This window comes from Bradyrhizobium sp. CCBAU 51627 (assembly GCF_028128765.1).
In the GTDB taxonomy this organism is placed as follows: Bacteria; Pseudomonadota; Alphaproteobacteria; order Rhizobiales; family Xanthobacteraceae; genus Bradyrhizobium.
In genome coordinates this window covers 83,575-98,601 of sequence record NZ_LBJG01000083.1, presented here as the reverse complement: position 1 = coordinate 98,601, position 15,027 = coordinate 83,575, and the positions used below count along the sequence as shown (strand labels likewise).

Sequence of the window (15,027 nt, the reverse complement as noted above, 5' to 3'; positions counted from 1 at the left end):
TTGCGCAAACGCCGCGCCGGCGGCGATCGCGGGGCCGGAGTCGCGCCGCATCGGCTCGAGGATCACGTCGGCCTCGATGCCGATCTCGGCGAGCTGCTCCAGCACCATGAAGCGGTAGGCCGCGTTGGTGATGACAACAGGGCGGTCGAACAGCGCAGCGTCGGAGACGCGCAGCAGCGTGTCCTGGAAGGTCGAGCGTGCGCCGAACAACGGCAGGAATTGCTTCGGGCGCACCTCGCGCGAAGCCGGCCAAAGCCGCGTGCCGGCGCCGCCGCACATGATCAGGGGGATGATCTTCTGAAACACTTGCGAGTAACTCACGTCAGGGGTCATAGACGATGATATTGCCGATACCATTCGACGAAGCGGCCGAGACCTTCCGCAATCGGTGTCGACGGCGCGAAACCGACATCGCGCTGGAGCGCGGAAATGTCGGCCCGCGTCTCCAGGACGTCGCCTGGTTGCATGGGCAGCAGCTTGCGGATCGCAGGCTTGCCAATGATCTTCTCCAGCGTCTCGACGAACTCGAGCAGCTTCACTGACCTGTTGTTGCCGATATTATAGAGGCGATATGGTGCAGAACTCGACGAATTCTCCGGCGCTTCCGCGTTCCAGGCCGGGTTCGGCGTCGCAGGCCGATCGAGTGTGCGGATCACGCCTTCGACGATGTCGTCGACATAAGTGAAGTCGCGCCACATTTCGCCATTGTTGAATATCTTGATCGGCTCATTCGCGAAGATCGCGTGCGTGAACAGCCAAACGGCCATGTCGGGCCGGCCCCACGGACCGTAGACGGTGAAGAAGCGAAGGCCGGTCACCGGCAGCTTGTGAACATGCGCAAAGGTATGCGCCATCAGCTCGTTGGCCTTCTTGCTCGCGGCATACAGGCTGACCGGATGGTTCACCGATTGCTCGGTCGAGTAAGGCAAGGTGCGATTGGCACCATAGACCGAGCTCGACGAGGCATAGACGAGATGGGCCAAGCCATGGCGCCGGCCGGCTTCGAGCACGGTAACAAAGCCGTCACAATTGGCGCGGATGCTGGCGACGGGATCGTCGATCGAGGCGCGCACGCCGGGCTGCGCTGCAAGATGCACGACGCGATCCGGACAGACCTCGTCGAATACGCGCGTCACTGCAGCGAAATCCGTAAGATCGATCTCGTAGAAGCTGAAACCTCTGATGGGCTGAAGCGTTGCGAGCCGCGCCCGCTTCAGAGCCGGGTCGTAATACGGAGTGATTGAATCGATGCCAACGACCTGCTCGCCACGCGCCAACAGCCGTTCGCAAACGTGCATCCCGATAAAGCCGGCAGCGCCGGTCACGATCACTGGTGGCAAAGTCGTCCTCTCGTTCGTTCCGCGCAGCAATGCCAGACCATGGCATCAGAGGCAAGGTTTGCACATTCGCGACAAATCAAATCGGTCAGTCCATGTAAGCGCATCGAAATGTGTAGGAAACATGATGGCATCATGCAGCCTTGCGTGCTATCGGCCTGCGTGGATGTTCGGGCGCCAACGTCACATGTGCTACACATCCTAGAACGCATAATCGGCACGAATGCTCAGTCTAGAGGCAGCGTTCGCGCAAGATACATGCAACAACACCCGCAAAGAAAAAGCTAGACTTTTGAAACTCTCTATCAATGGCAGGTTCCTGACGCAGTCGCTGACAGGCGTGCAACGCTACGCAGCCGAGATCGTCAAAGCGATGGACCGCCTGCTGGCGAGCGGCGAGGCCGCGCAGCAACTCCTGGCTGCAGAGTGGCAGATTCTCGTGCCGCCGGATGCGACGAGACTTGCCGAACTTCGCCGCATCAAGGTCAAGCAAGTCGGGACCTTGCGGGGACACGCATGGGATCAGATCGATCTGGCGCGCGCAGCCGCCGGCACGCGCCTCATCAGTCTCGCCAATTCCGGTCCCGTGCTTCACCGCAACCATCTCGTCGTGATCCACGATGCGCAGGTCTTCAAAAGGCCGGACTTCTTCAGCTGGAAATACCTCGCTCTGCACCGGACGCTCGGCCGCTTGCTGGCACGCACAGCGACCATTGCAACGGTTTCGACGTTTTCACGCAATGAACTTGCCAGCGTCCTCGCGCTGGACCCGGCGTCGATACCCATCATTCCAAACAGTGCGGAGCACTTCGCGTCGGTCGAGCCCGACTTCTCCATCATCGAGTCTCTGCGCCTTGAACCCTATCGATTCTTCCTCTTTGTCGGCTCGATGACGAAGAACAAGAATGTCGACACCGCGATCCGTGCAGCCGAGCGGCTCGGCCGCACGGATTTTCCGCTGGTCGTGGTCGGAGGCGACAACAATAAGGTCTTCGGCGGCGGTGCTGCGCAGTCGAGCGCCGGCATCGTGATGGCGGGCCGCCTCAAGGACGAGGCTGTCGCCGCACTCTTCGCCAGGGCTGCCGCGTTCGTTTTTCCGAGCCTTTACGAGGGCTTCGGCATCCCTCCCCTCGAAGCGATGTACTTCGCGTGCCCGGTCATTGCGAGTTCCGCCGCTGCCGTACGCGAGACCTGCGCCGACGCCGCTGTCTATTTCGATCCCCTCAACGCCGACGAGCTGTCGGCGAGAATGCGCGAAAGGATTGATCTCGGTAGGATTTCTCCGGTGGAACAAGCGAAGCAGCGGGAGCGGCTGGCGGCATATTCATGGACCAAATCAGCCGCCGCCCTGCTCCAGGTGCTCGCCAGGCCGGCTCGGCAGACCGGACCCGGCGGAACAGCACCATAACGCGGCCCAAATATTGCTGCTTGGAGGCGTTAAGGGTGATCTCCGCAAGACAAGGAAGGATCGACGGTTGTCCAGCGGCCTGAAGGTTCTGCATGTCGCCGAAACGGTGAGAGGCGGCATTGCAACCTATCTCAACGAGCTTCATCCGCACCAGCGCGCGAGCTTCGGGCGGGGCAACGTCGGCTATGTCGTTCCGTCCGACCATCGCGATGACCTGGTCAACATCGAGGATGACGCCGTCACCACCTTCCCTCGCGAGGGCCGCAACGCCCTCGGCCTGTTCGCGATGCTGTCTGCAACCATGCGCGCAGTCCGGCAGCAGCGGCCGAACATCATTCACCTGCATTCGTCGTTCGCCGGGCTCGTCGTCCGTCCGGCGCTGTGGCTGGCCTATCGACGTTCGCGCATCGTATATTGTCCGCATGGATGGGCCTTCGGCCGCGAGACGGGCCGCCTCAGCCGCGCCGTTACCGAGTTCGCCGAGCTCCTGCTGTCGAAGTTGACCCATCGCATCGTTTGCATCTCCGAGAGCGAGCGAACCGACGCCGTCAAGGTCGGTATTGCGGCGAAACACCTCGTCCTCGTGCACAACGGAATTTCCAGGCAGCGTCCCGCGCGCGACTTGTCCGCAGCGCCGTCGCGGTCGGCGAAGATCAAGGTCCTCTTCATCGGACGCCTCGACCGCCAAAAGGGATATGATCTCTTGATCGAGGCGGCGCGCGCACTCGGAGATACGCTCGATGTGCGCCTCATCGGTGCCTCGGTCGTCAGCAAGTTCCGCAGCAGCGACCTGCCGGCTAACGTTTCACTGTTGGGCTGGATGGATCGTAATCAGATCGAAGCCGAGCTCGACCAGGCTGATATCGTGGCGATCCCTTCGCGCTGGGAGGCGTTCGGCCTCGTCGCCATCGAGGCCATGCGGGCAGCCAAGCCGATTATCGCATTCCGCATCGGCGCCCTGCCCGAGATCGTCGAAGACGGCGTGACAGGCGTGCTGTGCGACGAGGTCTCGCCCGAAAAGCTGATTGAGGGATTTCGGCGCGCAGCGCAGCTGGATCTGGCCGCAATTGGCCAGGCCGGATACGAACGCTTCATCCGCCTCTACGACATCGAGCAGACCCACCGCACCTTGTCTCAGGTGTATGCCGAGGTCTTGCAAAGTGACGAGAACAAGGCGGGACAAGAGGCCAAGCTGCAGTCCGACTTTCCGAACAATCTCCGATCCTAGAACCGGCCGATCAGGTCGCCTGACGAACATCATCCCGCGGAAGGTCGGCGTCGATGACGCTTTGATCGGAGAACGACCACGCCACTGCCGACAGGACAATTGCGCAGGTCAGAAAACCGACGAATGCTATTATGGACCCGGCTTGCAGCATTGTTTTCGCTTCCCTGATTTGTTGCCTGACACCTAGTCGGAGCAGGATTAGGAAGACCTTACAAACGCCGGCATCGATGCCGGCTTTCCGGTCGAAGCCTTAATGGCGGCAGAATCACCCCGTCGAAAGAAACGACGCGCCCCTAACCGACCGCGCACGCGGAGCTGCAACGCAGGCTTACTTCAGATCGACATCTCCCGCTTGAAGTTTGGAGAGCACCGTCTCGCGGCGATGCGTGGGACGCTTCGACGACCTCGCGTCCTGCTCACGAGATCAAGTCGCCTTAATCGTGACACCGATCTGACATGCGCATGTCTGGTTTGCGCGTTGCATAGGAAATGAGAACGTGCCGCACAAATATTGGACAGCCATTCACACGGATTCGTGGAGTCAGAAGTTGCAATAAGGTCACAGCCATAAGTGCTTTACCATAAACGGGAAGACGCAGCCGTGACTCCGCACGAGGTTGGTTGCTACGGTAAATCAGATTTTACGTGAGTGAGGAAATGACATTGGCGACGACCGAACAAATTCATTGGGACTTCGGGATTAGCCGGATTCTGGCCATTGCTACGGTCGGCATTTCCTTGACGGGCTGCGCGAACGTCATTCCGCTCGATGCTCCCGATGCCGTTTCCACGCACACCAATGCCGCGCTGGTCACCGAGCCGAGCGCGCCGCTCGCGTATGCCCTGATGCCGGTCAATCCCGCCGTGATGCAGGCGACCAACGCGCTCACCGACAGCTCGGGATTGATCTTCTCCCACCTCCCCGGCGGCAATTATCGCGACGTGACGATCGGCGTCGGCGACATCGTCACCGTCACCGTCTACGAAGCCCAGGCCGGCGGCCTGTTCATTCCGCGCGAAGCCGGCGTGCGACCGGGCAACTTCGTCGATATCCCGCGCCAGCAGGTCGACCAGTCCGGCAACATCAACATCCCCTACGCCGGATCGATCAAGGTTGCCGGGCTGACGCCGCGTGCAGTCTCGAACATCGTCCGCGAACGGCTCAAGGATCGCGCCATCGACCCGCAGGCGGTCGTGAGCGTCGCCGAGCAGCGCGGCAACCAGATCAGCGTACTCGGCGAAGTCAACTCGCCGCAACGCTTTCCGGTCGACCCGGGCGGCATTCGCCTGATGGGCGCGATCGCGCGCGCCGGTGGTCCCAAATATCCGTCCTACGAGAGCACGATCACGATCAAGCGCGAAGGACGCACCTATAGCGAGTCGATGTCCTCGGTCGTGCATCATCCCAGCGAGGATGCGCTGCTCGCGCCCGGCGACGTGGTCTTCCTCACCCGCATTCCGAGGGTCTACATGGCGTTCGGCTCGACGCCGTCGCCGGGCTCGATCGGCGGCACCAACAACCGTCGCTTCACCTTCGAGAACGACAACATGTCGCTGGCCGAAGCGCTCGCCAAGGCGGGCGGCCTCGATGGCGCGCGCGCCGATTCCAAGTCGATCTTCGTCTACCGCTTCGAGCCGAAGCCGCTGCTCGAGCAGATCGGGATCGACGTGTCGCAATTCCCGACCAAGACGGTCCCCGCCGTCTACAAGTTCGACATGAGCAAGCCCGACGGCTGGTTCCAGGCCGATACATTCAGGATGCGCGATCACGACGTGATTTCGGTCGCGGAATCGCCATCGAATGAATTTATCAAGCTCATGGCCCCGCTTGACGCGGCCTCGACAAACGCGTCGAACATCTCCAGCGTCGTGGTCAACTCGAAGTAGCAGCGACAACGCACGTTCATCCGGCGAGGTCCGGACCGGATTCCTCCGTCGCGGTGGTCCGGACCGGGCCTCCATGGCCTGCTTCTTGAATATCGGATGAAGAGTCGGTCTCGTCCGGGCGCACATCGTTCACGCCGTTTTGGGACCGAATGCGATTGCAGAGCCAGCTATTGCGTGGCAAGCGAGGTGCGCCCTCCGTCATCGATCAACGCATGAGGCGATCGTTGAAGATACTCATCGTGAACACCCTCTATCCACCCGACATCATGGGAGGAGCCGAGGTATCGGTATCGCTGCTCGCAGAAGCCTTCATGCGCAATGGCCATCACGTAGCCGTCGTCAGCCTGCAGAAGGCCGGCGAGGTGTCGGTGGGCGATCGCAACGGCATCCGCACCTACAGGGTACAGATCGACAACGCGTACTGGCCGTTCGGACAGGACCGCAAGCCGCCCCGTCTCGACCGTCTGCGATGGCATCTGCGCGATACCTGGAACAGACGCGCGGCGAAGCGGTTTGGCGCTATTCTCGACACCGAGAAGCCGGATGTCGTTCACACCAACAACCTGACCGGATTTTCCGTGTCCTTGTGGGCGGAGGCCAAGCGCCGCAACATCCGTATCGTCCATACGCTGCGCGACTATTCGCTGATCTGCAAGCGATCGACGCTCTTCAGCAAGGGCGCCACCTGCGAGCAGCGTTGCCTGGCGTGCACGACGATGACCATGCCTCATCTCTATGCATCCCGGATGGTCGATGCAGTGGTCTCCAACAGCCAGTACGTGCTCGACCGGCACCTGAAACTCGGTTTCTTTCCGGACGTTGCGCACAAGGTGATCTACAACATCGCGGACTCCAGCGTCCGGCCGGCACCGCCGTCCTCCGACGCCGACATGACGTTCGGCTTCATCGGCCGCATCGAGCCGGAAAAAGGCATCGATGTCGTGCTCAAGGCGGTCTCGCTGCTGCCCGAGCAGGGCTGGCAACTCAAAATCGCCGGAAAGGGTCTCGAAGCTTACGAACGAGAACTGAGAGGAAGGTATGATAATCCGAAAATCAAATGGCTTGGCTTCGTAAAACCCACGGAGTTCTACTCCACCGTGGATATTTGTCTCATCAGCTCGGTCTGGCCGGAGCCGTTGCCGCGCACACTGATAGAGAGCATCAATGCCGGCCGGGCCACGATTTGCTCGACTGCCGGCGGAATACCGGAGATCTCTCATTTCTCGACGACGCTCGGCTCGTACGAACCGAGTGACTTCCACCGACTGGCCGAACTGATGAAGCAGGCAATCAGCGAGGCGCCCAAATGGAAGAAGGCTTTCCCACCACGGCCTGAATTTTCTGCCAGCTTCACGCCAGAAGCTGTCACCCGACAATATCTCGACGTCTATTTGGAAGGCACTTCGAACACCGATGGAGACACATGAAGAGGACTCTCGGGGTTCGTTCAAAGCCGCATTTTGGATGAGATTCTTGGCATGAGGATTTTGATCACATCGTCACTGTACCCGACACCGGGCGCGCCGAAGGTGGTCGGCGGCGCCGAAATATTCGTGCGCCGCATTGCCGAAGGCCTGCTCAAGAGCGGCGATACCGTCGAGGTCGTTCGGGCTGCGTCGTTTCCCGAACAAGCGATGGAGACGAGCGCCGGCGTCGAGGTGTACTCGGCTCCCGTCAGGAACATCTACCGGCCCTTCACCGGACAGCGAAGCGCACCAGCGAGGGGCTTGTGGCATGCGATGGAGGACTGGAGTCGAAGCGCCGAACTTGTCGCCAGCAGGATAAAGGCCTTCAGGCCGGACGTGCTCCATTCGAACAACCTCTCGGGCCTCACCACGGCGGTGTGGAAGGTCGCGGCCGAGCTTGGCGTACCGGTCCTGCACACGTTGCACGACTACTATCTGACCTGCCCGCGATGCTCGCGCTTTTCCGACGGAAAGACCTGCGAGCACACCTGCATGAGCTGCAAATTGCTGACGATCAACCGCCGCAACGCGACCCGATATCTGCGCGGCGTCGTCGGAGTCAGCCAGCGCATTCTCGACATCCATCTCGAGACCGGACTTTTCGCCGACGCCGAGCTGCGCAGGGTGATTCCGCACGCATCGACGATGCCGGTCTCCGCGCCCGGAAAAGCCCCTTCCGGCCCACCGCTGACATTCGGCTTCATCGGCCGTCTCACCGAAGAGAAGGGCATCTACAATCTCGTCAAGGCTTTCGCGGACCTGCCGCATGACCGCGTGCGGCTCGTCATCGCAGGGGTCGCAAGCGCGGAGATCCAGCACGCGCTCAGGGCGCTGGCGCCGAAGGCGCATATCGAATTTCTGGGATTCGTCGAGCCCGAACAATTCTACCGCCTGATCGACGTTGTCGTGATCCCACCGATCTGGGAGGAGCCGGGCCCGCTGGTCGTGGCCGACGCCCAGGCGGCGCGCAAGCCGTTTCTGGGGACCAGGTTTGGCGGAATTCCGGAAGCGGTGAAACGCGGCGCAGTCGGCTGGTTGACCGCGCCTGACCCGAAATCCCTTGCCGACAGCATCCTGCGGATCATCGCAAATCCGCAGGAGCTGGCGGAGATGTTCGAAAGACTGGCCAACAAGAACGACCATCGCACCTTTGCTGATGTCATCGACGAATACCGTGACGCCTTCGCGCTTCTGAGCCGGCGCCCGCAATAGTCCTGGGGATGGCTGTCTTGCGCAACGAGCCTGCTCCTTCCTGCGCCCCGCCCCGCAGCTCGAACGTCCCATGACCCGTCTGTTCGCACTCGTCGGCGTCGTCTACCAGAGCGCGGCGGCGATCATCCTCATCTTTCTGCTGGGCCGCGTCCTCGCGCCGCTCGCCTACGCCAAATTTTCGCTCACGCTTGCTTCGAGCCAGTTGCTCAGCGTGCTGATGTTCGAGTGGCTGCAATTGGCCGGCGTGCGGTTTCTGGCTGCGGCCATGAAAGAAGACGCCGCGCGGCTGAGATCGTCCCTGTTTGGCGCCGCGCTCGCCAGCGCACTTGTACTGCTGGCGATCGGAGGCCTGGCAGCCGCGGTCGTGACACCGATTTCCGCGAGCGTGGGGTTCACCGGCCTCGCACTCGCCGTCGCCCAGGGCGCGACGGATCTTCATTTCATGGTCGTCCGCGTCTCGCACCGGCTTGGCACAGCCGCCTTTCTGCTCATCCTCAGGGCCACATTGATGATCGGCGGAGCGACCGCGGGCGCATGGATCTACGGTACGGCCAATGCCGCTCTCCTGGGCATGCTGGCGGCCCAAGTCGCCAGCCTGATCGCCGGCCAGTTGCTGCATCCCCACGCCCTGCGCAGAGTGCCGCACCCCGCCCTGCTCAAGGACTGGAGCGATTTTGCCCGCTACGGGATGCTGGCCGCCGGCGCCTCAGTGCTCCACCTTTCGGTTCCCGTCTCGATCCGCTTCGTCGTGGTTTCCGCCCTGGGTGATGCCGCGCCCGCGGTGACGGCGGGATTTTCGATGGCCATCGACCTCCTGCAGCGGCCGTTCGCGGTGTTGGTCGCCGCTATCCATACCGTCAACTACCCGGAAGTGGTGCATCAATTCGAGCGCGGCAGCGCGAACGATGCCCGCGCCGCCGTGGCGCACCTCCTCGATTTCATCATGTGCGCCACCATGGTGATGCTGGGCGGGCTCATCGGCTTTCTGCCCGATGCGGGACAAATATTCGTGCCGCCGTCCATTCTGGCGAGCTTCCTGCAGACCTCGGCCGCCGCAGCCTGCTTCTATTTCATGCACTGTCACTTGCAATCCACGCTCGCGATCGTCCCGCATCTGACGAAATCCGCGTTGCGCCTCGTCGTCGTCGCTCTCTGCCAATTGTTGCTGGTCCTGGCCGTCGCCGTGCCGACACAGGCCATCACTGCAGCACCGACAGACGTCCTTATCGGCGCGATCCTCGCAACCGGAGTGGTCATTGTGCTTGCGAGCGGGCCGATGTTGCGGTTCGGCGCGGCGCCGCGATGGGGCCTCGTCGCGGCATCTGTTGCGGCCGCCGCGTTCATAGCCACATTTTCGGCCATTTCATCGCAGTCCGTGGTTTGGCTGATGGTGAAAATCGTGACAGCCGCCGCCATGGTCGCGCTGCTCGCGTGGAAGGGACGCTTCCTGGAGGCCGCCGACACATCGCGGCCGCGCGTGTAACGACAGCATGACATCTCGATGCGAGATGAAAAGCAGTCTGCCCAACAACGCGGCAACACATTTCATTCTCATTGCTTGTCTTGCCAGTTGTGCATGTGCGAGATAAACGCGCGGTAACAGGGCTGGGTCATTTGGAACCCGAGTGGGTGTCGCGCCGTGGCACCCGGAGATCGACGGAATGCTGAAAAACCTGCTGTCGATGTCCGGCATGAACGTTGTCAAATCCGGTCTGCAGTTCGCGATGACCGTGATGATGACGTATTTTGCGGCGCCCGCCGAATTCGGCCTCGTCACCTTTTCGCTGCCTTTCGTCGGATTCATCGCGCTGCTCACCGATCTCGGCATGTCGAGCGCGATGGTGCAGCGGCGCACGCTCGATCGCGATGAAGCCGGTGCCGCGATCACGCTGATCTGCGCCATCGGCCTGCTGTGCGCCGTGATCCTGGCGGCGATCGCCGCGCCGCTTGCCAACGGCCTCGAGATGGAGGGACTGGGCAGCGTTCTGGCCACCTTGTCGATTTCGGTGGTGCTCTCGATCGCCGCGCTGGGCCCGCGCGCCGTGCTTGAGCGGCATTTGCGTTATCAGATCGTGGCGAGCGTGGAGATCGTCGCCGTCATCATTTCGGTGATCACATGTGTGGCGGGCGCCTTTCTGGGCTGGGGCGTCTGGGCGCTCGTGAGCTATTACGTGGTGGTGCAGGTCGTTCGAGCTGCAGCCTTCGCAATCATTGCGCGAAGTCACGTCCGGCTTAACTTTCAGTGGAGCCGCGTGCGCTCGATCCTGACCTTCGGCGGCTGGGTGCTCGCGAGCAATCTGCTCAACTTTGCCGGCCGCGCCGTCGGCAACGTTTTGATCGGCGGCGCCGTTGGCGCGGCCGCGGTCGGTTTGTACGGGCTCGCCTATCAGATCATGATTCTGCCGCTGATGGTCATCACCTGGCCCGGCAGCGGCGTCCTGATGGCGACGCTCAGCCGTCAGGCGGTGACAGGATCGCTGAAGCAGCGCAACGAGATCATTTGCGGCGTGCTCTCGCTGACGGCGGCTGTGGTCTTTCCCAGCATGCTTTATCTCTCGTTCGGCGCCGACTACCTGTTCACGGCATTCTTTCCGGCCAAATGGACCGGCATCATCCCCTTGGTCGGACTGATGGCGATCGCCGGGGCGGCGCAGTCGATCACCGCCTACAGCGGCGCCATGCTGCTGTCGCGAGGCAAGGCACAGCTGCAATTCTGGGTTTCGACTGCCAACAGCCTTTCGACGATCGTGGCCTTCGTCGTCGGGCTCAGATTTGGGCTGATCGGGATCATCAAGATCTACCTTGCGGTGACGCTGATTGTCTCCGTTGCCACGATGCTGATCACCTCCTGGGAGACCAATCTGCCGGTTGCCAATCTGGTCAGGGCACTCGCGCCCGCAACCGTCGCCACGATCCTCGGCCTCATCGCCGCAAATCGCGCCATGGAGATTCCGGCCACACCGGCGTCAGCCTGGCTGCTTGGCACGACCGTTTACATCGTGACGATCGCGATCTGCTATCTGCTGTTTCATCGGCAGCTGGTGCGCAGTCTGCTTGGTCTACGCGATCTCGAGCTGAGCAAGGAGCGCGTCCCCGCCACCTAGCGCCGGAACGCAGAAGACCGATGAGATGAAATCGAAAGGACCCATGAACATTCTGATCATGACGGCGACCATCACGCCGAAAGCCGACGTGCGAAGCCTCGGCCGCAAGGACCCCGCCCTCCGCCGCAAGGATTATGAAGACGCGCTGTGGTTCTACGGCAGGCTGGTCGGGCAATGCATCGACCGGATCGTCTTCGTCGAGAACTCGGAATCCGACCTGTCCAGCCTCAAGGCCATCGCCCAGCAGTTGAACATCGTCGACAGGATCGAGTTCGTTTCCTTTCCGGGACTGGACTATCCGCAGATGTACGGCCGCGGCTATGGCGAGCTGTTCCTCCTCGACTACGCGATGGAAAACTCGCGTTTCATTCGGGAATGCGACGCCGATACGCCGATCTGGAAGGTGACGGGCCGATACATCGTGCTCAATCTCGCCAGGCTGATCGAGAAGCGCCCGAAGGAATTCGCCTTCTACGTCAACATGCGGAACTACCCGAAACGGGTGGTCGACATGTACATGATGGCATGGACCAAGGCAGGCTATCGGCAATATCTCCAGGGCAAATGCAAGCTGTACGAGGAGACTTCCGCCGCTGCATTCCCCGAGAAGGCGCTGCGTGACGATTTCGACGCCGCACCGAAGACGTCCAAATTCGTGCGCCGGTTCCGGACGGTTCCGCTCGTGAGCGGAATCCGCGGCCTCGACAACAAGGGATATGCGACAGACAACATCTGGAAGTTCTATATCCGGGTAGCCTTGGACCGCGTCTGCCCATGGCTTTGGATATAGGCGACATCCCGTACCGGCGCGGCGCCCGCCGCGCCTACATTCCGCGCTTACTCAGTTCCTCGGCTTCATGAGGCGCCAGCGCCTTTCCGGCGAAGCGCGACACCATGTAGAGCGGCACCTTCGGCGTATGGATGTCGTACATCAGGCCGAAGCGATTCTCCGGAGGAGCCTTGGCCGGCTCATCGAGCATCTCATAGATCAGCACGCTCTCGACATTGGCATCGACCTGGTGGGTGATGAAACCAAGAGTTGCATATAGGCTCTTATAACACGCTTCGGTCATGGGCTTGCCGGCTTCGTTCTCGTAAGTGGGCTTGTAGATCTCCGCGCAATTGACCTCGTTGAAGACGACCGGCTTGCCGTAGGACGCAAGCTTCTTGAAGAGATTGTAGGGCTGCCTGCTGCCGCCCCATGCGCGGTTCGGATTCTGATTGAGGGATTCATAATAATGGTAGGAGATGACGTCGAATCCGACGCCCTTCGACGCCATGAAGTCGAGGAAGCCGAACATGGTTGACGTGGTGTTGAGCACGCGTCGCAAGTGCAGTCCATAGTCGTGATTGATCTTGTCGATCGCGTCCGACATGCCCTTGAGGACCGCGGCCCAGTCGTTCATGGCCGGCATGTCGAATTCCTCGGCGGTCCAGCCGCGGCCGTAGAGCTTCTTGCCGCTGGAATCCAGGGCAAGAAGGTTGATCTCGTTGCCCAGTTCCCAATCGTTGATCTGGTCCTTGAAATTGACCACGAAGCTATAGGTTCTCGAATAGCCCTGCCGATACAGCGCATTCGAGTCGCCGGCCGGATACTTGCCGCCATCGGTGCGATCGCCCCAGGCAAACGGGGTCGCCAAGATCGGTTTCAGTGTGATGCCGTAAGTCTTGGCGAGCGCCAGCATGTCCCGGTACATCTGGACCGCGTAGGGATCGGTGTCCCGCGCGAGATTTGCGCCGACCCTGTATTGCGTGAGCCCACGCGCCCGCATGACCTCGAAGATCGCCTTCAGGTCCGCGCGCCGGCCATCGGGACCATCGACCCCCCATGTCAGCGGACCTGCGGCGGCATTTCCGACGGATGCCACCAGAGCGAGCAACGGCAACAGCGCCATCAGAAACAATCTCTTCACTGCCAGGAACATTGCGCCTCCACGCGCTCGAGAAACTGCATGCACGCGATCCGATCAGGTATCAGTGCATCGAGGCGAAGCCTGCCTTCACAATGTGATCACAATACGCTCGCACCGACAAAGACGCAGCCGAAGGGCGCTTGCGGAACGCGCGCAAAGCGATTGCACGGTTTTGTGGCCAAAGTTGCCGCTGGAATTGCCGTTCCAATTCCACCGAGTATCTATAATGTCGCCTGAACGGAACGACTGAATGCCGAGCGAGACTGTATCGATGAATGCCCCTCTCGAACTAACGTCGCAAATCGCCCTCGATCGCTCGACGAACGCAGGACGCTCGGTCGCATGTGTCATCGTGACCTACGGACGTCGCGAGCAATTGGTGAGACGGACGGTTGCCGCGGTCCAGGCCAGCCCTGCGGTCGGGCGTGTGATTGTCGTCGACAACGGGTGCAACCGCCCGGTGGCCACGGATGATTTCGCGCGGCAACCACCGGTCGATATCATCAGGCTCGATTCAAACCTGGGATCGGCCGGCGGATTTCACGCAGGCATCACCGCGGCTCAGCGCCTTGAGGACAAGGACCTGCGGTTCGTCCTGATCCTGGACGACGACAATGTCGGCGAGGACGGATTCCTGGAGCGCCTCCTCGCCCTGCACACGGCGCTCGGCGCGAGCGACGATATCGGCCTCTGCGCACTGCGCAGGCATCGGGGCATCTATCCGACCCTTCTCGCCGACCAGACCGCGGTGGCGATCCGCAACAACTCGTTTCTCAACTTTCATCTCGCCTCGCTTCCGTCGAAGCTGTGGCGAAGGCTCACACGTTCGACCCGGCGATCCCCGGACAATTACGGGGAATTTCACCTGCGCCGGATCGATACCGCGCCCTATGGCGGATTGCTGCTGCCGATGGCGGCCGTCAGGAAGGTTTCACCGCCAAATAAGGAGTTCGTCCTTTATAGCGACGACCACGACTACTCGCTGCGCCTGATGGATGCAGGCGTTGCCATCTATCTGACCGATGTCGGCTGCATCAATGACGCCGAGGAGTCCTGGGACAAGCCGAGCACCAGCGCGCGCAGCGCCCTGGTCAGCCCCGAGGCGCCGGCCTGGCGGCTGTATTATGCCTGCCGGAACCGGATCTTGATTGAGAAACGGTATACAACCTCCCCGATTATCTACCGCATCAACCGGATGAGCTATGTCGGTATCCTCGCGATCGAGGCAATTCTGGCTCATCGCAGTTTCAATGGCGCGCGAAAGGCGCTTCGACCGCTGCTCGAAGCCATCGCCGACGGCGACGCGCAGCGGCTGGGATGGCGCGCCGAGTATCAACTGCCCGGCGCTTCGCCATCGAGCATCGCGTCAGCGCACTAGCACGCAACGAATCATTTTCGCTCTTGCAAACGATTCACTCCGCTATCATGCAAACATTCCCGTAGAACAACGGGTCAGAGTGAATCGTAACTAG

General features: G+C 61.3%; 13 protein-coding genes. 9 read left to right on the top strand and 4 right to left on the bottom strand.

The window, feature by feature from the left end:
* The 3 genes from XH88_RS29495 to XH88_RS29485 form a co-directional block, all read right to left on the bottom strand.
* Nucleotides 1-306 (bottom strand): sugar phosphate nucleotidyltransferase (locus tag XH88_RS29495; protein ID WP_271671736.1); only part of this gene is annotated, 306 nt, incomplete at its 3' end.
* A gap of 23 nt (nucleotides 307-329) precedes the next feature.
* Nucleotides 330-1,340, bottom strand: coding sequence for an NAD-dependent epimerase (locus tag XH88_RS29490; RefSeq protein WP_271671734.1), 1,011 nt, complete (start codon nucleotides 1,338-1,340; stop codon nucleotides 330-332).
* 229 nt (nucleotides 1,341-1,569) lie between these two features.
* On the bottom strand, nucleotides 1,570-1,956 hold the full coding sequence (locus tag XH88_RS29485; RefSeq protein WP_271671733.1) for a hypothetical protein: 387 nt from the start codon (nucleotides 1,954-1,956) through the stop codon (nucleotides 1,570-1,572).
* On the opposite strand from XH88_RS29485, the gene XH88_RS29480 reads away from it, so the two are divergent.
* The 8 genes from XH88_RS29480 to XH88_RS29445 all read left to right on the top strand — a co-directional run bounded on the left by XH88_RS29480 (nucleotide 1,948) and on the right by XH88_RS29445 (nucleotide 12,432).
* Nucleotides 1,948-2,745 (top strand): glycosyltransferase family 4 protein, encoded by a 798-nt coding sequence (locus tag XH88_RS29480; protein ID WP_271671732.1) that lies wholly within the window; start codon nucleotides 1,948-1,950, stop codon nucleotides 2,743-2,745. The genes XH88_RS29485 and XH88_RS29480 overlap by 9 nt on opposite strands.
* Nucleotides 2,746-2,812: 67 nt before the next feature.
* Entirely contained in the window at nucleotides 2,813-3,973 is a 1,161-nt protein-coding gene (locus XH88_RS29475) for a glycosyltransferase (RefSeq protein ID WP_271671731.1), read from the top strand.
* A 657-nt stretch (nucleotides 3,974-4,630) separates the two neighbouring features.
* Nucleotides 4,631-5,860, top strand: coding sequence for a polysaccharide biosynthesis/export family protein (locus XH88_RS29470; protein ID WP_271671730.1), 1,230 nt, complete (start codon nucleotides 4,631-4,633; stop codon nucleotides 5,858-5,860).
* A gap of 224 nt (nucleotides 5,861-6,084) precedes the next feature.
* On the top strand, nucleotides 6,085-7,287 hold the full coding sequence (locus tag XH88_RS29465) for a glycosyltransferase family 4 protein (protein WP_271671729.1): 1,203 nt from the start codon (nucleotides 6,085-6,087) through the stop codon (nucleotides 7,285-7,287).
* Nucleotides 7,288-7,338: 51 nt separating this feature from the next.
* Nucleotides 7,339-8,538, top strand: a complete 1,200-nt coding sequence (locus XH88_RS29460) for a glycosyltransferase family 4 protein (protein WP_271671728.1) — start codon at nucleotides 7,339-7,341, stop codon at nucleotides 8,536-8,538.
* 211 nt (nucleotides 8,539-8,749) lie between these two features.
* Entirely contained in the window at nucleotides 8,750-10,021 is a 1,272-nt protein-coding gene (locus XH88_RS29455; protein ID WP_333909276.1) for a hypothetical protein, read from the top strand.
* Between the two features lie 178 nt (nucleotides 10,022-10,199).
* Nucleotides 10,200-11,642 carry an oligosaccharide flippase family protein gene (locus XH88_RS29450; RefSeq protein ID WP_271671726.1) on the top strand — a complete coding sequence of 481 codons (1,443 nt, stop codon included), beginning with the start codon at nucleotides 10,200-10,202 and terminating at the stop codon, nucleotides 11,640-11,642.
* Between the two features lie 43 nt (nucleotides 11,643-11,685).
* On the top strand, nucleotides 11,686-12,432 hold the full coding sequence (locus tag XH88_RS29445; RefSeq protein ID WP_271671725.1) for a hypothetical protein: 747 nt from the start codon (nucleotides 11,686-11,688) through the stop codon (nucleotides 12,430-12,432).
* A 34-nt stretch (nucleotides 12,433-12,466) separates the two neighbouring features.
* Here the strand turns inward: XH88_RS29445 and XH88_RS29440 are convergent, their stop codons facing one another.
* Nucleotides 12,467-13,567: a glycosyl hydrolase 53 family protein gene (locus XH88_RS29440; RefSeq protein ID WP_271671724.1), complete on the bottom strand. Its 1,101-nt coding sequence runs from the start codon at nucleotides 13,565-13,567 to the stop codon at nucleotides 12,467-12,469.
* A 238-nt stretch (nucleotides 13,568-13,805) separates the two neighbouring features.
* On the opposite strand from XH88_RS29440, the gene XH88_RS29435 reads away from it, so the two are divergent.
* Nucleotides 13,806-14,933 carry a glycosyltransferase gene (locus XH88_RS29435; RefSeq protein ID WP_333909275.1) on the top strand — a complete coding sequence of 376 codons (1,128 nt, stop codon included), beginning with the start codon at nucleotides 13,806-13,808 and terminating at the stop codon, nucleotides 14,931-14,933.
* Nucleotides 14,934-15,027: the final 94 nt, after the last annotated feature.

What these genes read in the sequence shown, in the direction of transcription:
- XH88_RS29450 (WP_271671726.1), top strand. Translation starts at nt 10,200, where the DNA reads ATGCTGAAAAACCTGCTGTCGATGTCCGGCATGAACGTTGTCAAATCC.
- XH88_RS29445 (WP_271671725.1), top strand. Translation starts at nt 11,686, where the DNA reads ATGAACATTCTGATCATGACGGCGACCATCACGCCGAAAGCCGACGTG.
- XH88_RS29470 (WP_271671730.1), top strand. Translation starts at nt 4,631, where the DNA reads ATGACATTGGCGACGACCGAACAAATTCATTGGGACTTCGGGATTAGC.
- XH88_RS29435 (WP_333909275.1), top strand. Translation starts at nt 13,806, where the DNA reads ATGCCGAGCGAGACTGTATCGATGAATGCCCCTCTCGAACTAACGTCG.
- XH88_RS29460 (WP_271671728.1), top strand. Translation starts at nt 7,339, where the DNA reads ATGAGGATTTTGATCACATCGTCACTGTACCCGACACCGGGCGCGCCG.
- XH88_RS29440 (WP_271671724.1), bottom strand. Translation starts at nt 13,567, where the DNA reads ATGTTCCTGGCAGTGAAGAGATTGTTTCTGATGGCGCTGTTGCCGTTG.